Annotated in this window: 20 protein-coding genes and 2 tRNA genes; 7 read left to right on the top strand and 15 right to left on the bottom strand. The window is 68.6% G+C overall.

The window, feature by feature from the left end:
* From ACRDSQ_RS06945 to ACRDSQ_RS06955, 3 genes are all read right to left on the bottom strand, one after another.
* Positions 1-884 (bottom strand): site-specific integrase (locus tag ACRDSQ_RS06945; RefSeq protein ID WP_431419753.1); only part of this gene is annotated, 884 nt, incomplete at its 3' end.
* An 86-nt stretch (positions 885-970) separates the two neighbouring features.
* Positions 971-1047 (bottom strand) — tRNA-Ile (locus tag ACRDSQ_RS06950).
* 94 nt (positions 1048-1141) lie between these two features.
* Positions 1142-1214: transfer RNA gene (locus ACRDSQ_RS06955), tRNA-Asn, on the bottom strand.
* A gap of 159 nt (positions 1215-1373) precedes the next feature.
* Between ACRDSQ_RS06955 and ACRDSQ_RS06960 the strand changes: the two genes are divergently transcribed.
* On the top strand, positions 1374-1556 hold the full coding sequence (locus ACRDSQ_RS06960; protein ID WP_222719624.1) for a hypothetical protein: 183 nt from the start codon (positions 1374-1376) through the stop codon (positions 1554-1556).
* Here ACRDSQ_RS06960 and ACRDSQ_RS06965 read toward each other — a convergent pair.
* Genes ACRDSQ_RS06965 through dnaG form a run of 4 tightly spaced genes read right to left on the bottom strand, consistent with a single transcriptional unit; the run spans position 1553 to position 5492 of the window.
* Entirely contained in the window at positions 1553-2254 is a 702-nt protein-coding gene (locus tag ACRDSQ_RS06965) for an MOSC domain-containing protein (RefSeq protein ID WP_431419754.1), read from the bottom strand. The two genes, ACRDSQ_RS06960 and ACRDSQ_RS06965, sit on opposite strands and share 4 nt — an antisense overlap.
* Positions 2251-3015 carry a trans-aconitate 2-methyltransferase gene (locus ACRDSQ_RS06970; protein WP_431419755.1) on the bottom strand — a complete coding sequence of 255 codons (765 nt, stop codon included), beginning with the start codon at positions 3013-3015 and terminating at the stop codon, positions 2251-2253. Before ACRDSQ_RS06970 ends, ACRDSQ_RS06965 begins: the two co-directional genes overlap by 4 nt.
* Positions 3016-3051: 36 nt before the next feature.
* Complete coding sequence (locus ACRDSQ_RS06975; RefSeq protein WP_431419756.1) at positions 3052-3594, bottom strand: hypothetical protein; 543 nt, start codon at positions 3592-3594, stop codon at positions 3052-3054.
* Entirely contained in the window at positions 3591-5492 is a 1902-nt protein-coding gene (dnaG, locus tag ACRDSQ_RS06980; RefSeq protein WP_431419757.1) for a DNA primase, read from the bottom strand. Before dnaG ends, ACRDSQ_RS06975 begins: the two co-directional genes overlap by 4 nt.
* 59 nt (positions 5493-5551) lie before the next feature.
* Here dnaG and ACRDSQ_RS06985 point away from each other — a divergent pair, with 59 nt between their 5' ends.
* Positions 5552-6478, top strand: a complete 927-nt coding sequence (locus tag ACRDSQ_RS06985; RefSeq protein ID WP_431419758.1) for a sigma-70 family RNA polymerase sigma factor — start codon at positions 5552-5554, stop codon at positions 6476-6478.
* Between the two features lie 282 nt (positions 6479-6760).
* Here ACRDSQ_RS06985 and ACRDSQ_RS06990 read toward each other — a convergent pair whose 3' ends face one another.
* The 4 genes from ACRDSQ_RS06990 to ACRDSQ_RS07005 form a co-directional block, all read right to left on the bottom strand.
* Complete coding sequence (locus ACRDSQ_RS06990) at positions 6761-7324, bottom strand: carboxymuconolactone decarboxylase family protein (RefSeq protein ID WP_431419760.1); 564 nt, start codon at positions 7322-7324, stop codon at positions 6761-6763.
* Between the two features lie 80 nt (positions 7325-7404).
* Positions 7405-8490, bottom strand: a complete 1086-nt coding sequence (locus ACRDSQ_RS06995; RefSeq protein ID WP_431419762.1) for a serpin family protein — start codon at positions 8488-8490, stop codon at positions 7405-7407.
* A gap of 55 nt (positions 8491-8545) precedes the next feature.
* Positions 8546-9811, bottom strand: coding sequence for a deoxyguanosinetriphosphate triphosphohydrolase (locus tag ACRDSQ_RS07000; protein ID WP_431419764.1), 1266 nt, complete (start codon positions 9809-9811; stop codon positions 8546-8548).
* Positions 9812-9831: 20 nt separating this feature from the next.
* On the bottom strand, positions 9832-10425 hold the full coding sequence (locus ACRDSQ_RS07005; RefSeq protein ID WP_431419795.1) for a YdcF family protein: 594 nt from the start codon (positions 10423-10425) through the stop codon (positions 9832-9834).
* A gap of 221 nt (positions 10426-10646) precedes the next feature.
* Between ACRDSQ_RS07005 and ACRDSQ_RS07010 the strand changes: the two genes are divergently transcribed.
* Positions 10647-11591: a hypothetical protein gene (locus tag ACRDSQ_RS07010; RefSeq protein WP_431419766.1), complete on the top strand. Its 945-nt coding sequence runs from the start codon at positions 10647-10649 to the stop codon at positions 11589-11591.
* Positions 11592-11598: 7 nt separating this feature from the next.
* Here ACRDSQ_RS07010 and ACRDSQ_RS07015 read toward each other — a convergent pair whose 3' ends face one another.
* Entirely contained in the window at positions 11599-13008 is a 1410-nt protein-coding gene (locus ACRDSQ_RS07015; protein ID WP_431419767.1) for a glycine--tRNA ligase, read from the bottom strand.
* Between the two features lie 208 nt (positions 13009-13216).
* Positions 13217-13591, bottom strand: a complete 375-nt coding sequence (locus tag ACRDSQ_RS07020; protein ID WP_431419769.1) for an antibiotic biosynthesis monooxygenase — start codon at positions 13589-13591, stop codon at positions 13217-13219.
* Here ACRDSQ_RS07020 and ACRDSQ_RS07025 point away from each other — a divergent pair.
* The 4 genes from ACRDSQ_RS07025 (at position 13542) to ACRDSQ_RS07040 (ending at position 15618) form a co-directional block, all read left to right on the top strand.
* A complete protein-coding gene (locus tag ACRDSQ_RS07025; RefSeq protein WP_431419770.1) occupies positions 13542-14174 on the top strand; it encodes a DUF6703 family protein in 633 nt (210 codons plus the stop codon). The two genes, ACRDSQ_RS07020 and ACRDSQ_RS07025, sit on opposite strands and share 50 nt — an antisense overlap.
* Before the next feature lie 101 nt (positions 14175-14275).
* Positions 14276-14677, top strand: coding sequence for an ArsR/SmtB family transcription factor (locus tag ACRDSQ_RS07030; RefSeq protein WP_431419772.1), 402 nt, complete (start codon positions 14276-14278; stop codon positions 14675-14677).
* Positions 14674-15087 carry a Fur family transcriptional regulator gene (locus ACRDSQ_RS07035; protein WP_431419773.1) on the top strand — a complete coding sequence of 138 codons (414 nt, stop codon included), beginning with the start codon at positions 14674-14676 and terminating at the stop codon, positions 15085-15087. Before ACRDSQ_RS07030 ends, ACRDSQ_RS07035 begins: the two co-directional genes overlap by 4 nt.
* 57 nt (positions 15088-15144) lie before the next feature.
* The gene (locus ACRDSQ_RS07040) at positions 15145-15618 is read left to right on the top strand and encodes a hypothetical protein (protein WP_431419775.1); all 474 of its coding nucleotides are present in this window, start codon (positions 15145-15147) and stop codon (positions 15616-15618) included.
* Between the two features lie 121 nt (positions 15619-15739).
* Here the strand turns inward: ACRDSQ_RS07040 and ACRDSQ_RS07045 are convergent, their stop codons facing one another.
* Together ACRDSQ_RS07045 and ACRDSQ_RS07050 are read right to left on the bottom strand one after the other, a co-directional pair.
* Complete coding sequence (locus ACRDSQ_RS07045; RefSeq protein ID WP_431419776.1) at positions 15740-16555, bottom strand: TIGR03943 family putative permease subunit; 816 nt, start codon at positions 16553-16555, stop codon at positions 15740-15742.
* Positions 16552-17562, bottom strand: coding sequence for a permease (locus ACRDSQ_RS07050; protein ID WP_431419778.1), 1011 nt, complete (start codon positions 17560-17562; stop codon positions 16552-16554). The genes ACRDSQ_RS07045 and ACRDSQ_RS07050 overlap by 4 nt, the downstream gene beginning before the upstream one ends.
* Positions 17563-17661 lie beyond the last annotated feature (99 nt).

A 17661-nucleotide genomic window follows, 5' to 3' on the forward strand; every position in this document is an offset into this window, starting at 1 on the left:
GACTTGCCGCGGGCTCGGAGGTAGTTCCGCTGGACCTTGAGAGTCCGGCCCTTGAGGTCGAAGTGGCTCCAGCGCAATCCGAGAACCTCGGCGCGGCGCAGGCCGGTCACCATGACCAGCCAGACCAACGTGCCCCAGTCCTTGTTCTGCTCCCACGCCACGGCGAGGATCTGCCCGGCCTGCTCGACCGTCGGCGGATTGGGCTGCGGAACCGGCTGGCGCGGCTTCTGAGCTACCTCGGCCGGGTTAGACACGATCCATTCCCACCGAAGCGCAGCGGAAAGCGCGCCGCTGATCATGAAGTGGATTTTGAGGATCGTCGAGTTCGACAGCCCCGTGCACATGTGCGGCTTGCACTCGATCACACGGCAACCCTTATCGGCGCAGTCGTGCGGCGGGTATCCAGCCGCGGGCATCCTGCCGGGAGGGCGCCGGTGCTTCACCGTGCGGCACTCGTGTGGGCCTTCCTGCACGTGCTCTACGAAGGGCTTGCCGTCGCAGAGGCGGGCGCAGCGGCGGAGATGGGCGTAGAACTGTTCGAGTACGCGCGCGGTGATCTTGCCGACAGGAGATTTCCCCAGAGCTGGCCCGACGTAGAGCCGTACGTACATGTCGTAGCTCTGCCGCGTCGTTTCCTCGATCTCGTGGACCTTGAGCCACTCGTCGATCGTGTGGCGAAACGTCGCCTTGGTCCTGGCGCTGCGCTGCTCGGCGACCTGTGCGCGGAACTTCGCTCGGATGCGCTTGGCCTCGGCTAGATCGGTCGTGGAGTCCGATAGGTACAGGCGCTTCCCTGTGACCGGATCGGTGCCTGCGAAGACGTTGATCTGGTGCGAGTTCCCCCGCTGCCGAATCTGCGACAGGTCGTCCTTGGGACGTGGCATGACGGCGAGCCTAGCAACGCCCGCCGTCATCTGCGCAGTCATCCGCAGTCATTCGGGACGTGTGATCAGCGTTTCCGCTGGTCAAGTGGTGGGGCGGGTGGGGCTCGAACCCACGGCCAAGGGATTATGAGTCCCCTGCTCTGACCAACTGAGCTACCGCCCCCACCCGACCGATCCTACCCAGGCCGCAGCCATGGGCGATCTTGCCGAAATCGAGGGAAAGTAAACGCCCCAGGTGCGCTGACCCGGGGCGGAAGCTCCTCCAGTTGGACTCGAACCAACAACCCTGCGATTAACAGTCGCATGCTCTGCCAATTGAGCTATGGAGGATTGCTCCGTTGAACCATGGCTCAACGTTGAAGCAACTCTATCGCACCCCGACAACGACCTTTCGCAAGGGGGTACCCATATGCGGCCTCGGCACGTGGCACCCAGGTAGGGGAGGATAGGCGGGGCAAAGTCTGCGCATCCGGGAGGCGAAGCATCGTGATGGGGTTCCTGTTGGGGGCCGGTGTGGGGTACGTGCTCGGCTCCAAGGCCGGCCGCGCCCGCTACGACCAGATCATGCGCACCTACCGGCGGATCGCCGACCATCCGGCCGTGCAGGGCGCGGCGGGGATCGCGCGGGCGAAGATCGGGGAGAAGGTCGGCGAGAAGGTCCGCCGCCGCTAGCGGAAACGCAGCGGGTCGCCGGTTCCGACGACGCCGGGGCGGATGACCTTCGCGTAGGCGCCGAGTGTCAGGTCGTGGTCGGCCAGCGCGGCCAGGAGGTCCGGGCGGTTCGGTTCCCGGTCGAGCGCGTGGCCGATGACGGCGCAGCGGACGGCGAGGCCGGTGATCTCGACTTCGACGGTGCCGATCTCCAGTCTGCGACCGATCCAGTCGTCCTCGACGCGGTCGTCGCCCGCGCAGTCGATGAGGATGTTGGGCCGGAACCGCCGCCAGTCCACCTCGGCGTCGCCGACCTGGTCGGCCATCCACCGCAGCGAGGCGCCGGTCAGCAGGTGCACGGGCGAGTCGTCGAGGTGTGAGACCTCCGCTTCCCCAACCACCGTCACCGGGCTGCCCACGACCTCCGAGACGGCCTCGTGGACCTTCGGGTCGACCGTCGCGTACTCGCGGCCGTCGGGCAGCTCGACAACCGTGTGGATGCCCCACAGCACCCGCGAGGACATCTCCAGCAAGCGCGGCAGGTGCGTGAACCGGCGGGTGCTCTTGCCCGAGCCGAACTTGCCGTTCTCGGCGCGCAGCGCCCACTGGCGGTCGCCGACGACGCCGCGCTCGTCGAGTTCGATCACCTCGATCGACTCGCCGCGCAGGGCCTTGACCGGGTAGCGGGCGACCAACTCGACCTTCAACGCGCCGCTCACGGGGTCCTCGCCACGAGGAAGATCCTACGGAACGGGAACCAGGTCGTGCCGTCCCGACGCGGCGGGTAGGCCTCGAGCATGCGCGGCGCGATGGCGGAGCGGAAGTCCGCCCACTCCCCGTCCGACAGCGCCGCGCGGATGGGTCGCAGAGCGGTCCCGGTCACCCACTCCAACGCGGGATTGTGGCCCTTGAGGCGCTGCTGGTACGTGGTCTCCCACGCGTCGACCTCGCACCCCGCGTCCGCCATGACGTCGGCATACCCGGCGGGGTCGAGCACGGCGTCACCCTCACGCAGGACGATCGCCTCCAGTCGTTCCCGCCAGTGCGGCTCACAGGCGAGATCGCGGATGATCCGGTGCGACGGGGCGCCGAAGTTGCCTGGCACCTGCACCGCGAGCCACGCGCCCGACGGAAGCCGACGGACCCACTCGCGGAGCATGTCGACATGGCCGGGGACCCACTGCAGGGCGGCGTTGCTGATCACGACGTCGGTGTCGTCGTCGGGCTGCCAGCTCTCGATCCCCCGCACGTGCGCGGCCACCCCGCGGGCCCGCGCGGCCTCGACCATGTCCGGTGAGGAATCGAACCCGGTCAGCACGGCCCGCGGCCAGCGCAGCGCGAGGGTCTCCGTGAGGTTTCCCGGGCCGCACCCCAGGTCGACGACCGCCCGCGGCGACTCAGCGCCGACGCGGGCGACCAGGTCGAAGAACGGGCGGGCACGGTCGTCGCCGAAAGCCAGGTACTTCTCCGGGTCCCACATGCAGCCTCCCGCTAACAGTACGAACGTACTGTTAGCCTAGCCGTCCAGGTCGCCGTCCGCGAGGTCTTTCGCTTCGGCGATCTTGGCCGACACCTCGGCGGCGACCACGCGCACGGCGTCGAGATCGGTGCCGGGATCGGGCCGAACCTGCAGGACAGTGCCGTTCTGGCCAGGCACTTTGCGCTGGACGAACCACGCTCCCCCACCGGGCAGCTCCCGGTGGTGTCGCGAGCGGATCGAACCCGTCACGCGCTTGTGCACCGCTTGCGGCAGCTTGCCCGGGGCCTCGACGACGATCTTGAGCGGGGCGAGATCAGCGAGGATGACGGCATCACCGACTTCCTCCGACTCCTCAGCCTCGATGATCACGAAGGACCCACTCGACCAGGTCGCCTTGGCAACGCGGTGCCACCCGATCCGACGGGAGCCTTCGCCTTCGGGCACCCACAGTCCGTGAGAGGTGGCGACAAGATGACCGCCGCCGCGCACGGGCGCGGAGGCCGCTACGGCCTCGTCGGCGTCCAGCTTCCCCGGAAAACCCTTGGGAATGCCGCCAATCAGCCGATCGAGAAACCTCATGCCATGCCCCCGGCGGCCTGCTTGCCCAACGCCTTGTACCACTCTTCCATCGCGACCAGATCGCCCCAGAGCGCGCGCGCTTCGTCCGGCTGTTCGATCGGCGAGACCCGCTGCAGCCGCGACTTGATGTCGGCGATCTGGCGGGCGACCAGTTCACGCTGCAGCGCGGCGAGGATCGCCGAGGCGTAGCGCTCGGCGGCGGCGTTCTTGTTCGGCAGCGGCATCGGCTCCACGGCCAACTCGCTGACCAGCGCCTTCACCGACTGCGCCGTGCAGTTCTTGGTCACCGCTTCCAGCAGTTCGATACCCGCGAGCCCGGACGCGGTGCCGCCCGTGTCCAAGATGGCGCGGTGGAGCGCGGCGTAGGCGGGGCCGGTGAAGACCTCCATCGGCAGCGAGTCGTACATCGGGCCCGCGAGCGACGGCTCTTGCAGCGCCAGCTTGAGCACCTCACGCTGGGCGTTGAGCCGCGGGTCGCGCGGATCGGGCCTCGCGGGTCCCTCGACATCGACGGCCAGCGCGCCCTGATTGGGGTCCACCGGCCTGCCGCGGCGCACCGGCACAGGCCCACCCGCGCTCTCACGCACCCGACGCACGACTGTGGCCACGTCCTCGTAGCCGACCCAGCCCGCGAGTTGGCGCGCGTACTCGTCGCGCAGGGAGTGGTCCTTGATCCGCGCGACCATCGGGACGGTCCGGCGCAGCGCCTCGACCCGGCCCTCGGCGGTGTCGAGATCGTGCGAGGCCAGTTCGGCGCGGATCGCGAAGGCGAACAGCGGCTGCCTGCGAGCGACGAGGTCGCGCACCGCCACCTCACCCTTCGCCTGGCGCAGCTCGCAGGGGTCCATGCCGTCGGGGGCGACGGCGATGAAGGTCTGCGCGGAGAATTGCTGGTCGTCATCGAACGCCTTCAATGCGGCCTTCTGACCGGCCTCGTCACCGTCGAAGGTGAAGATCACCTCACCGCGGAACGCGTCGTCATCCATCAGGAGGCGGCGCAGGACCAGGATGTGCTCGGAGCCGAACGCGGTGCCGCAGGACGCGACCGCGGTCAGCACACCAGCCGCGTGCATGGCCATGACGTCGGTGTAGCCCTCGACGACGACGACCTGGTGCCGCTTGGCGATCTCGCGCTTGGCCATGTCGAGCCCGAAGAGCACCTGGGACTTCTTGTAGATCGGGCTCTCACTGGTGTTGAGGTACTTCGCCTGGATCTGGTCGTCGTCGAAGAGCCTGCGCGCGCCGAACCCGACGACGTCGCCGCCGATGTCCTTGATCGGCCAGAGGAGCCTGCGGTGGAACCGGTCGATCGGCCCCTGCCTGCCCTCTTTCGCCAGCCCGGCCTTGATCAGCTCCGCCACCTCGAAGCCGCGGCCGAGGAGGTGTTTGGTCAGCTTGTCCCAGCCCGCGGGCGCGTATCCGCAGCCGAACGCGGCCGCGGCGGCCTGGTCGAACCCTCGCTCGGCGAGGAACTCGCGGGCGACGATCGCGTCGGGGCCACGCAACTGCTCGGCGTAGAACTCGGCGGCGGCACGATGTGCGTCGACGAGCCGCGAGCGGGTGCTGCGGTCGCGCTGGACGCTGGTCCCGCCGCCCTCGTAGGTGAGCTGCAGCCCGACCCGCTCGGCCAGCCGCTCGACGGACTCGACGAACGACAGGTGGTCGATCTTCATCACGAAGGCGATCACGTCGCCACCCTCGCCGCACCCGAAGCAGTGGAACGTCCCATGCGTCGGCCGCACGTTGAACGACGGCGTCTTCTCGTCATGGAACGGGCACAACCCCTTGAGCGCCCCACCGCCCGCGTTGCGGAGAGCCACGTACTCGCCGACGATCTCGTCGATCCGGCTGCGCTCGCGCACCTGCGCTATGTCACTTTCCCGGATTCGCCCCGCCACAACAGACGAGTCTATGCGCGTGCCCTGAACGATGACCGGCCGGTCGATAGGATGGAGTTGTGACCGTAAGCGACGTCGCGCTGGCCGAGCGCTTCACCGAGCACCGCACCCACCTGCTCGGCGTCGCATACCGCCTGACCAGCACCCTGACCGACGCCGAGGACGCCGTCCAGGAAGCGTGGCTGCGACTGTCCGGTTTGGACGGACGGGCCCGCGCGGAGATCCGCGACCTGCGCGGCTGGCTCACCACCGTCGTCGGCCGCATCTGCCTCGACCGCCTCCGCTCGGCCACGGCCCGCCGGGAGCGTTACGTCGGCCCCTGGCTGCCCGAGCCCGTCGTCACCCCCTTCGGCACCCCGACCAGCGAGGACCCCCTCGACGCGGTGGTCCGTGACGACGGCGTCCGCATGGCGGCCCTGGTCGTCCTCGACAAGCTGACACCGGAACAGCGCGTGGCCTTCGTCCTCCACGACGCGTTCGGCGTGCCGTTCGGGGAGATCGCGGCCACCCTCGGCTGCACGGACGCCACCGCCCGCCAACACGCCTCCCGCGGCCGCCGAGCCGCCGCCGACGCCGACCCACCCCCGCGCGCCGCCCTGGCCGAACAGGGCGCACTGATCCAGGACTTCGTCGCCGCCCTCGCCTCCGGCGACCTGAGCCGGGTGGTCGGTCTTCTGCACCCGGAGGCCGTCCTCATCGGCGACAGCAACGGCAAGGCCCGCACGGCCCGCCAGCACGTCGTCGGCGCGGACAAGATCAGCCGTTTCCTCCTGGGCCTCCTCCAGATGTACGGCGCGGACAGCATGGGCGCAGGCCAATTGGTCCTGGTCAACGGCGACATCGGGATGGCACTACCCGACATCCCCAGCGACGGCGTCCACCGCGAACTCAACCGCCGGGTCACCACCTTCACTATCCGCGACGGCAAGATCGCCACCATCTACGACATCGTGAACCCCGACAAGCTCACCCACTTCACCGGCTGACCAGCGCCGCAGCAAACAGGCCCAGCTCCAACCTGGCACCGCCCGGCACAACCCAACCTCTGCGGCCTAACAGCAGGCCGACCGCGCGCATCACAGAACACAGCCCAGGTCGACTCCCTTGCCGCCAAACCAGCGGCCGGCATCCACGTGAGCTCGTCCCGAGGTCGGTGCCCGGCACGGTCGGGCCGGCTCGGTCCGAGCGCCCAGCCCGTCTGCCAGGCGCAATCAGACCGCTGGGCGGCCCCGCTTCCGTGCCGACCGTCTCCCCCACCTGCGGGGAGGTCAGCTGGGAACCCGGCAGGCCTCTCCGCTGGTGAAGCCCTGGTCGACGATGCCCAAAGCGCTGTTGACGCGGGCCCGCATGTTCTCCAGGCCGATCTGGTAGCTGAGTTCGATCACCCCTTTCTCCCCGAACGCCTCCTTCAGCTCAGCGACCTGCTCGTCGGTCACGGTCCCCGGGCTGGCGGTCATCGCGTCCGCGTAGGCGATGGCGAGTCGCTCGTGCGCGCTGTAGGCGTCTGATTCGGCGTAGTTGTCGATCTCTTTCAGTCGTTCGATGTCCAGCCCTTCCAACCGCTGCAGCATGGTGCCGAAGTCCACGCACCACGAGCAGCCCAACTGCTGCGCGACCCGGTAGACCGCCAGTTCCCGGACACTGGCGGGCAACTCCTTCGACGCCTTCTCCACCGCCAACTCATGCCGGGCCCCCGCGATGAGCAGCTTCCGGTGGTGTGCCGAGACCGCGAACGGCTCCGGCACGGCTCCATAGCGCCGCTTCGCGAACCAGTACATGGCCCGCACCAGCAGCGGCGCGTCCTTCTCCGTGACACCGGCGATCCGCGACATGTCGACCTCCTCCTGTCGGCCCCCGATCCGGGCCGTTCACGATGAGGACGACACACCTCGCGACTGTGTGACAGCCCGGCTCAGGACGGGTCTGTGACCCGCGCCATGAAGTACACCGCCCCGGTGTCGACGTGCCGGACGAGCAGCAGGAACGACTTGTCGACGACTACCTCCACCGGTTCGGCGGGCATCGACATCAACCGCATCATCACCGCCGTCGCCGCCGCGCCCTCGAATCCGTCCTCATCTATCTTCAGCACCGACTCGTGCAGGATCGACTGCACGGCGAGCGGGTCGGGGCTGATTCCCGATAGGTCCGCCTTGTCGCCGAACACTGTGGTCACACCGAGTCCTTGCAGTGCGATCGACAGCTCGGCCTGGGTGGTCAGCTTCAGCTTCGGCAGGCTCAACGCGACCTGCGTCGACTCGGGCGCACTGAGCAACGCGCCGAGGGAAGCGGCGGTCAGCTTCGGTTCGGCGTCGGGGAGGTCGCCATCCGGAAGCAGGATCACCGCCTCCACGCCACCGACAGCGGGCAGGGCGACCACCCGCCAGCCTCCGGTCGCGGCGTACCCGACCTCTTCGTTCAGTTCCATCGTGGGCACGTCCACCGAGCCCGTCGGCGTTTGGAACGGCTTCTGCTCAGTTCCGTGCTCCCGGAACTTCTTGCGCCACGCGCACTTCAGATACAGGGCGTTGACCAGCGCCGACACGGTGTCGGTGTCGATCGAGCCCTCGGGCAGCAACTCGGGGATGAGTCCCCGCGTGGTCTCGGCGACATCGGCGTTGATCTCGTCGCGCGCCTTCTCCGGCTCGTGCTGGAATGGCGCGTTGCGCACCGAGCCATCGGACCACCGGGACAGCTCGTCGACGAAGGCGTCCTCGACCGTGATCTTCGCGTCCGCCCAGAGCGTGTTCGCGATGGCGATCGCGGGTTCCTCCTCGTCCCGCCCTGGCTTGTCCAAGGTGGCGGCGCCGGCGATCGTGGCGGTCAGCTCGTCCAGCGGGCCGAGAAGGTCGGCCAGTTCCTGGCGACTGTTCCCACGCGCACCCAATGCGAGCAAGCCGAGCGCGCTGGCCACCGAGTAGGGCGACCAACACACCTGTTCAGTGGGCTTGCCCGCCACCGCACGGTGCAGAGCAAGGGCGAAATCGAGATGCGACACGGCTTGACTCCCCGACTTGTGATGTCCGTCAGTCGAGTGTGCCACTTCACAGCGATCAGGCTCGGAAGTTGTCCACAAGCTCCGTGTGCCAGACGATCGCCTGGGCGTCGGTCAGCGACGCGACCTGGTCGACCACCACGCGAAGCCGCTCCGCGTCGTCCGCCGCGGCATGCCACGCGGGCAGGAACGCGGGCTCCAGAACGTCCGGTCCACGCTCGGTCAACGTCTCCACCAGGCTGGCGATCAAAGCGCGCTGCTCACGTTGCATGGCCAGCCGGACAGGGTCGCTCAGGACGAAGTGCACCGCCATCGCCTTGAGCAGCGCCACCTCGGAGGCCACCCGCTCAGGCACGACCAGGTCAGCCGCGTACCTCACCAGTGGTCCTGGCCCATGTGCTTCGCGCGTGCCCGTGACCGCGGCGGCGGCGAACCTGCCCACCAACTCGCTGGTGAGCCGTTTGATCGCCACCTGGGCGTCGAGCGACCCGTCGTACTCCCGTTCCGCCAGGTCACCGACGACCGGAAGATCCAGCAGCACGGTGGCGGCCTCCTCCAGAGCCGAGATCGGTTCGCTGGAGAAGTGCTTGGCGGCCAGTTCGGCGATCACCGCGCGTTCCGCGGAGTCCGCCAAGGCGCTGAGCGAGATGCGGCCTGCCCGGACCCCGTCCTCGACATCGTGCACCGAGTACGCGACGTCGTCGGACCAGTCCATGACCTGCGCCTCGATGCACCGACGATCACCGGGGGCGCCGTCACGCATCCAGTCGAACACCGCGAGGTCGTCCTCGTAGACACCGAACTTCCGGATGCCCGCGCGGCGCGGCCACGGGTACTTCGTGGCGGCGTCGAGCGACGCCCTGGTCAGGTTCAGGCCGTGTCCGAGGATCTTCGGTTCGAGCCGGGTCAGGATCCGCAGGGTCTGCGCGTTGCCCTCGAACCCCCCGCAGGCCTGCGACGACTCATCCAACGCGCGCTCGCCGTTGTGGCCGAACGGCGGGTGGCCGATGTCGTGGGCGAGTCCGGCGGTGTCGACGATGTCCGGGTCGCAGCCGAGTTCCTCGGCGATTCCCCGGCCGATCTGGGCGACCTCGAGTGAGTGGGTCAGCCTGGTGCGCGGGATGCCATGCACCTCAGAGCCCTCATTGGGGCCCACAACCTGGGTTTTTCCCGCGAGCCGGCGTAACGCCGCCGAGTGCAGGACTCGCGCGCGGTCGCGGCTGAACGGGGTGCGCACGGCGGGCCAGGAGCCGGGGAGGGCGGCGGCCTTGGGCCGCTCGGCGAACAGCCGTTCGCTGTCATGATCTGAGTAGCCGGGGCTCACGGGCTGAGGGTACGTGCCGGTCAGCCGACTTCGCTGTCGAGCACGATCCCATCGGCTGGAGCCTTGGTCGCACGGTAATAGAGCAGCGCGGCGGTCTCGCGCAGGATGTACCGGGCTTGGGTCTCGCGCGTCTGCACGATCGGCCCCGAATGCGTCGGCGACGTCCAGGCCTCGATGCCCGCGTCGTGCGCCATGGTTCGGGCGCGCAGGGAGTGCCACGGGTCGCTGACGATCACCGCCGAGCCCCAGCCACGCTGCCTGACCTCGCTCGCGACGGCCCGCATGGTGCCGAGGGTGTCGTTGCCCTCGCCGACGCCGATGACCTTGTCCTTGGGCACACCGCGGTCGACGAGCCATTTGCGGCCCGCCTCAGCCTCGGTGAACCGGTCGCCGGTGCGCCTGCCGCCACCGGTGACGACGTATTCGGCGACACCTTCGTCATAGAGGGCTTTCGCCTTGCGCAGACGTGCTTCCAGGACCTTCGACGGCTTGCCCGCGTACTGGGCCGCACCCAGCACGACCACCACATCGGCGCGATCACGATCGTCGACCCGGCCGACTTGCCACACCCGGAAAGCCGTGCCGCCGACGACCAGCATGCTCATCAGCAGCATCCCGATGAGCAAGCGGCGGAAGAAGCGCAGGACCGGACGGGGGTGGGGAGGCACAGTCCGCATCCTCTCACCAATGGCGCATCGGGGTGGCCCGGGGACTGTACGTGATGGCCATGACGATTCCCCACCCTCGGCATCGAGTCATCCACAGAGTCGCCGAACCATCCACAGCGGAGCAGGCGGCGCTGGTGAAACCTCCAAGATCACGGTTCGCTCGACACATGGAATCCAACCGAGCCGTGCTCGATCTCGACCACCTGCCTGCCCTGTTTCCGCATCGTGTCGCCCGCGCGTCAGAACTGGTCGCGCTCGGCCTTACGGGGCGCAGCATCCAGCACCGATGTCGGCGAGACGGGCCGTGGCAACGACTTCAGCCGGGGGTCGTGCTGCTCAGCGACACCCCTCCTGTGCGCACCCAACGCCTGCAGGCGGCGCTGCGCATGGTGGGCCCGGAGGGTGTGGTGACCGGCCGCGAAGCGATGTGGCTGCATGGTCTGCCACTTCCGCCGATGGGAGCGATTCACCTGCTCGTCCCCGATCGCGGGCCGCAGCGAACAGACGGGTCGGTGACCGTCGAGCGCACTCACCGCCCACCGGACCCTCTGTGGCGTAAGGGTTTCGCCACGGCCCCACTCGCTCGGGCCACAGTGGACGCCTGCCGGAAGACGCCGTCGTTCGGGGAAGTCCGGATCCTGGTGCTCGAAGCCGTGCACCGGGGAGGTTTGAGCCTTGACGCCGTGCACGACGAACTCGCGCGCGGCTCCACCAAGGGAACATCTCTGCTACGACAGGTTTTGGGCGACATCGATCGCGGCATCCGTTTGGCGGGCGGTCGGATCGCGCGCGAACTGGTCGAGCGCGCGGGGCTGCCACCGCCCCAGTGGGGTGCGCGCCTGAGCACAGCCGACGATGTCCACCTCGGGTTGGTCGACGCGTGGTGGGACGACATCGCGATGGCCTGGGACGCCGACATCCACCGTCCCTGGGCGCCGCGCACGGAGCACACGGTGTCGACCAGGGCCGCGCGCCTCACCGCGCACGGTGTGGTGCCGGTGCACACCACACCAAGCCGAATCCGCGACGACACGGCGGCCGTCGTGGACGAACTGCGCGGCGCCTACCGATTGGCGTCGGCCCGACCGAGGCCGGAGGTGGTGGTTTCCTGAACGGACCTCAGCAGCCGATGAGCTGACCAGCCAGATACGACTCCAACTGATCCATCGAAACCCGGTCCTGCGACATGGTGTCGCGTTCCCGGACCGTGACCGCGTGGTCATTGAGGGTGTCGAAGTCGACGGTGACGCAGAACGGGGTGCCGATCTCATCCTGCCTGCGGTACCGGCGGCCGATCGCCCCCGCGTCGTCGAAGTCGACGTTCCAGTGCTTGCGCAGGCTCGCCGCGACATCGCGGGCCTTCGGCGAGAGGTCCGAGTTGCGTGAGAGCGGGAGGACGGCAACCTTGATCGGCGCCAGCCTGCGGTCGAGTCGCAGGACGATCCGGGTGTCGACGCCGCCCTTGGCGTTGGGTGCCTCGTCCTCGGTGTAGGCGTCGAGGAGGAAGGCCATCATCGGGCGGCCGACGCCGGCTGCGGGCTCGATGACATAGGGGCGGTAGCGGGTTCCGGTGGCTTGGTCGAAGTACGACAGGTCGACCCCGGAGTGGTTGGAGTGTGTCGTCAGGTCGAAGTCGCCGCGGTTGGCGATGCCCTCCAACTCGCCCCATTCCTGGCCGCCGAACTGAAAGCGGTACTCGATGTCCACTGTCCGCTTGGAGTAGTGCGAGAGCTTCTCCTGCGGGTGCTCATAGACGCGGAGGTTGTCCTTGGCGATTCCAAGATCGGTGTACCAGCGCGTCCGCTCGTCGATCCAGTACTGGTGCCATTCGTCGTCCGTGCCGGGCTCGACGAAGAACTCCATCTCCATCTGCTCGAACTCGCGGGTGCGGAAGATGAAGTTGCCAGGAGTGATCTCATTGCGGAACGACTTGCCGATCTGACCGATACCGAACGGTGGCTTGCGACGGGAGGTGGTCTGCACGTTCAGGAAGTTGACGAAAATGCCCTGCGCCGTTTCCGGGCGCAGGTAGTGCATTCCCTCTTCGGTCTCCACTGGGCCGAGGTGGGTCTTGAGCATCATGTTGAACTCGCGCGGCTCCGTGTACTGCCCGCGGTTGCCGCAGTTCGGACACGGCACGTCGGACAGGTCGAAGACCGGTGTGGCCTCCGCCGCGTCGACGGCCACGTCCTTGCCGGTGCGTGCGGCGTACTCCTCGGCGAGTTGGTCCGCGCGGAAGCGCTTGTGACAGGAGGTGCACTCGACCAGCGGGTCGTGGAAGGCGCTGACGTGCCCGGATGCGATCCATACCGGGCGCGGCAGGATCACCGACGAATCGAGACCCACGACGTCATCGCGGCCCTGCACCATCGTCTTCCACCACGCGCGCTTGATGTTGTCCTTGAGTTCCACGCCGAGCGGGCCGTAATCCCAAGCCGACCTCGTGCCGCCGTAGATCTCGCCACACGGGTACACGAAGCCTCGGCGCTTGCAGAGACTGACCACGGTATCGATCCGGTCGGCTGACACTGATCCTCCACGGGGAACTCAAAGTCGCAGGCGTGGAGAGTATCCCGGCGAATCGTGTCCTCGATCGGGGGAATGAGCGAGTTCAAAAGGATGAACAAGCAAGATCAATAACTACGGAAACGGCGGAAATTCACCCACCGGACTGATCGTCTCGCAAGAGCTTCAGCACAAGGAGGCCTATTCACTTCACCCCGGCCGGAAGCACTCGTCACCGAGGCTCGGCGGGGCCGCCCGCTTCACCGAGGCGCACGGTCGATGCGTCGGCGGCGAGCAGGCTCGTGTGCCTGCGAACCGCCGTGGGGTCGGCTTCCAGGACGACCTCGTAAGCGGCGGTCTCGGAGACGTCAGCCTCTGCGAGGAAGGGAATCACATGCTCACGCACTTCGAAAGGAGACATCGACTTGCGGTAGGCGGAGACGGACGCGAACTCGACGGTCAACACCCACGTCTCGGAGGACTCGGTGGACCGCACGAGCAAACCGCGAAGACAGCCACGCTGAGCCAGCAGGAGCTCCAGCGCCCGGTGCGCGCGAATGGTGAACGGCGCGGGTTCGGTGACGGTGAACCGGGCGATCAGCAGCACGGCGGGCGGCCTTCCGGGCGGTGGTGCGAGGACGCCGCACGGTAGCCCACGAGGCGGGACCGATCTTGGCCACCATCGACGACCACGCCGGCTTCCGCGCCATTCTCGGCGGCGGCAAGCCGGCCCGCGCTGGTCCGACCGCGTAGTCGCGTCGCGCGGTCGCGTCGCGCGGTCTCATCGTGCGATTGGCCGAGCGGTGATAGGAGCGGTAGCGGAGCGGTCCGGCCTGGAGCCTTCTAAGCTCTTGGCCGCAGGTTCGAATGCTGCCGGGGCATGGTCACTCGGACGCGGGATCACACGGGAGGCACCGTTGCGCCAACGTCGGTCGACGCGGGCACCGCTCATCGCTGGGCAGGGGCCGCTGGCGAAGGTGCCGCCACTGTTGGCGTTTCTTGTCGTCATCGGGCTGTTCATCGCGGGGGTGCTGGTCAAGGGTGTCCTAGGGGCTGCCCTGCTGGGGCTGCTGGCCGTGGGGGTCGCCGTGCTGTTGGCCGCCACTTGGCAGGCGCTGTCGCCGGTGCATCGCCTCGGGCGGGTGCTCGTCCTTGGAGTGCTCGTCGCGGTGGCGTTGTCGGTGGTGTGAGCAATGCCCGCACGTCGCCGTGACCAGGAAATAGCGTGACCGCCTAGGATGTTGAACACGGTAACCAAATCCGGCGGAGTCCACTGTCGGTGCAGCAGGAGATGAGGACGTCGATCGTGACCTCGGAAGCCGCGTCGCACGAGCTGCGGGCAGCCGCCGAGCAGCACGAGCACTCACCTGACCGTCCCGCCGTGCCATCCGCGCACCGGCGGCCCGCCACCACGCTGACCGCCGCGGGAGACCTCCTGCGCGCGCTGGCCGCGCCCGTGCGGATCGCCATCGTCCTGGAGCTGCGGGAGGCCGACCGCTGCGTGCACGAGCTGGTGGACGCGCTGAGTGTGGCTCAGCCGCTCATCAGCCAGCACCTGCGCGTGCTGAAGTCCGCGGGCGTCGTCTACGGCGAGCGGCACGGCCGTGAGGTCGTCTACCGGCTGGTGGACGAACACCTGTCCCACATCGTCGTCGACGCCGTCGCGCACGTGGAGGAAGGCAACCCGCAGTGACCGCGACCGACCGTGTCTCAGCGTCCGTACCCGGCAAGCGCTCCACGAAGCAGCGCACGGCCGTGACCCAGCTCCTCGACCAGCTCGACGACTTCCGCTCCGCGCAGGAACTGCACGAGGAGCTACGCAAGCGCGGCGAGGGCATCGGCCTGACCACCGTCTACCGCACCCTGCAGTCGCTCGCGGACGCAGGCGAGATCGACGTGCTGCGCACCGACACCGGTGAAGCCATCTACCGTCGCTGCTCCAGCCACCACCACCATCACCTGGTGTGCCGCGAGTGCGGACACACCGTCGAGGTGGAGGGCCCCGCCGTAGAGCGGTGGGCCGACCGCGTGGCCGAGGAGAACGGCTTCTCCCAGGTCAGCCACACCGTCGAGATCTTCGGCACCTGCGCCAACTGCGTCTGACGGTCAAGATCGCGCAAACCCCGATTCGGGCCGACACGCGAGTGATATGAACGCCCGGTGGATCACGAAGCGGAAGCGCGGGCGTTCATCGCCGACACGACCGGCTGGGACGGCGAGACCCTCGATCTCGCCTTGACGGTGCTGCGCGATGAGGGCACCAGCGACTACTACCTGGACGCCAAGACAGGCGGTCCCATCGGCGACATCCGCGAGAAGGCCCGTGGGCGACTGGCCGGGATGTCCCACCTGCGAGGGGTGAGCGGCGAGGACCTGGCCGCGCTCTGGGCGGACATCCAGCAGGCCTCGGCAGTTCTGATCAAAGCGAAGTCCCAGGCCTACGCGACCATGAAGAGTGGCTACGGCAGTCCGGAGGACGACGCCGCGGCCATCGACGCCGCCGCTCACGCGCTGGCCCAGTTGTGGCGCCGGGTGGCGGCGGCGCAAAGCGAGCCTTGGCAGAAGCTGGCCGCGCACCACACCGCTAGCCAGTTCGCCTCGGAAGCACGCACGGCGCGAAATCGCACGCGCTAGAGCAAATAGGTAGGCGCGGTAGCAAACCGGCGGGTCTGAACCGCCCGACCAGCTACCCCGGCGGACCGGGCCACCGATACGGCCTGAACCGGCCCGCCACAGGCGGGCCGGTGAACTCGCGTCAGGCCTCGTACGGGTTTTCGGGTTGGGGGATCTGGACCATCGACACCACGGTCATGGCGGGGACGTAGTCCGTCTCCTTGGTCGCGGTGCCGGGCTGGAACTGGCCCGTCACCTCCAGCCACGTGTCGTTCGCCAGGCCCGCGGTGCCCGGGCCGTTGAGCTTCACCTTGACGGGGAAGGCGTCGGCGGCGCAGCAGGCGATGGAGAGGCGGGCCAGGTAGGTGGCGCCGTCCTGGGTCACCACGAAGCCCGTCAGCCGCACGGTCCGGTTGTCGAGCGACTTGCCCGAGTCCCAGGCCGCGCGGGCGGCGAAGTCGCTCATCGCCAAGGAGACGACGTCGCCCTGCGGGATGGGCGGGAACGTGGTGGAGCCGTCGGCGCCCGACGAGCGGGTGGCGGCGGCGCGGTTGTCGCCGCGCATGACGGAGTCGGCGCCCAGGGCGGGCGGGGCGACCAGGAAGATCGCCAGCACCGGGAGCAGCAGCAGCCACGCGCTCTTCGCCGAGTGGTGGTGGTCGCCGTGCTCATCGGTGTGGTCGTCATGGTCACCGTGCGCGGCCGGGGCCAGGGCGGGTGCGGCACCGTCGCTGTCGGCGCCGAAGTTGAGCTTCACCGTCTTAGGGGCAGGCTCGCGCGACGACACCAGGTCACGCCCGATGGACACCGCCGCCAGACCGACCATGATCACGCCGCCCGCGATCAGCCAGTACTGGTGGGCGGGCTTGACGTAGAGCAGGTAGGTGCCGGTGAACGAGATCTTCAGCAGTGCACCGCCGACCAGGACCAGCAGGATGTTCTGCGTTTCGCGCCTCATCCGACACCCCCTAGGAAGATCACGCCTGAGATGACCGCGCACGCCACGGCCACGATGAACGTGGCGGGCGCGAAGCGGACCGCGAAGGACTTGCCGAAGGTGCCCGCCTGCAGGGCGAACAGCTTCACGTCGATGGCCGGGCCGACCACCAGGAACACGAGCTTGGGCAGCAGCGGCATGCCCGCGATGGAGGCGGCGACGAAGGCGTCGGCCTCGCTGCACAGGGCCAGCAGCACCGCGAGGACGGCCATGACGATGACGCCCAGGATGATCTGCTCGCCGAGCGTGTTGATCCAGGACCGCGGGATCGCGACGTTCAGCACGGCGGCGGTGAAGCCGCCGATGACCAGGAAGCCGCCCGCGTCGACCAGGTCGGCGCGGGAGGTCTCGAAGAACATCCGCCAGCGGGACCGGCCGTCCTGCTCGGGCAGCCTGCGCAGCGCCCGCTCGATGATCCACTCGGCCTTGCCGAAGCGGGCCCACAGCCAGCCCATGATGATCGCCGTGGCGAGCGAGCCGACGAGGCGGGCCGCGACCATGCCCGGGCTGTTCGGGAACGCGACGTTGGTGGCGACCAGGACGATCGGGTTGACCGCGGGCGCGGCCAGCAGGAACGCCAGCGCGACCGAGGTCGGGACACCCTGCTGCATGAGCCTGCGGGCCACCGGGACGGCCGCGCACTCACAAGTCGGCAGCGCCACGCCCGCGACACCCGCGACGGGGACGGCGAAGCCCTGCTTCTTCGGCAGCATCTTCTCGAGCGCCCGCGCGGGCACGAAGGCCGCGATGGCGCCGCTGATCATCACACCGAGCACCAGAAACGGCAGCGCCTGCACGCAGACGGCGACGAAGATCGTCGAGCCGGTCTGGATGGCCGGGACGTCGAGCCAGGAGGCCAGCCACTGCTGCCCGATCAGCGCGACGACCAGCAGGCCGCACAGCACCTCAAGGGACGTGATGCGCCGCTTGGGCTCCTCAGCCGTCTTGGTCTCGGCTCGGTCGACCACGGCGACACTGGACTCGGATGGCGCGGTGGCACCGTCCTGAGCAGGTGAAACGGCCTCGACTGGATCGGCTTTGTCAGCCGGTTCTTTGCTCATCAGCAC

The organism is Actinokineospora sp. (genome assembly GCF_050699995.1).
Taxonomy (GTDB): domain Bacteria; phylum Actinomycetota; class Actinomycetes; order Mycobacteriales; family Pseudonocardiaceae; genus Actinokineospora.

Excerpts from the sequence above, each read along its gene's own strand:
- ACRDSQ_RS07005 (WP_431419795.1), bottom strand. The coding sequence starts at position 10,425 with ATGCTGCTGATGAGCATGCTGGTCGTCGGCGGCACGGCTTTCCGGGTG.
- ACRDSQ_RS06960 (WP_222719624.1), top strand. The coding sequence starts at position 1,374 with ATGGGGTTCCTGTTGGGGGCCGGTGTGGGGTACGTGCTCGGCTCCAAG.
- ACRDSQ_RS07010 (WP_431419766.1), top strand. The coding sequence starts at position 10,647 with ATGGAATCCAACCGAGCCGTGCTCGATCTCGACCACCTGCCTGCCCTG.
- ACRDSQ_RS06975 (WP_431419756.1), bottom strand. The coding sequence starts at position 3,594 with ATGAGGTTTCTCGATCGGCTGATTGGCGGCATTCCCAAGGGTTTTCCG.
- ACRDSQ_RS07025 (WP_431419770.1), top strand. The coding sequence starts at position 13,542 with ATGGTGAACGGCGCGGGTTCGGTGACGGTGAACCGGGCGATCAGCAGC.
- ACRDSQ_RS06970 (WP_431419755.1), bottom strand. The coding sequence starts at position 3,015 with ATGTGGGACCCGGAGAAGTACCTGGCTTTCGGCGACGACCGTGCCCGC.
- ACRDSQ_RS07045 (WP_431419776.1), bottom strand. The coding sequence starts at position 16,555 with ATGAGGCGCGAAACGCAGAACATCCTGCTGGTCCTGGTCGGCGGTGCA.
- ACRDSQ_RS06990 (WP_431419760.1), bottom strand. The coding sequence starts at position 7,324 with ATGTCGCGGATCGCCGGTGTCACGGAGAAGGACGCGCCGCTGCTGGTG.
- ACRDSQ_RS07030 (WP_431419772.1), top strand. The coding sequence starts at position 14,276 with ATGAGGACGTCGATCGTGACCTCGGAAGCCGCGTCGCACGAGCTGCGG.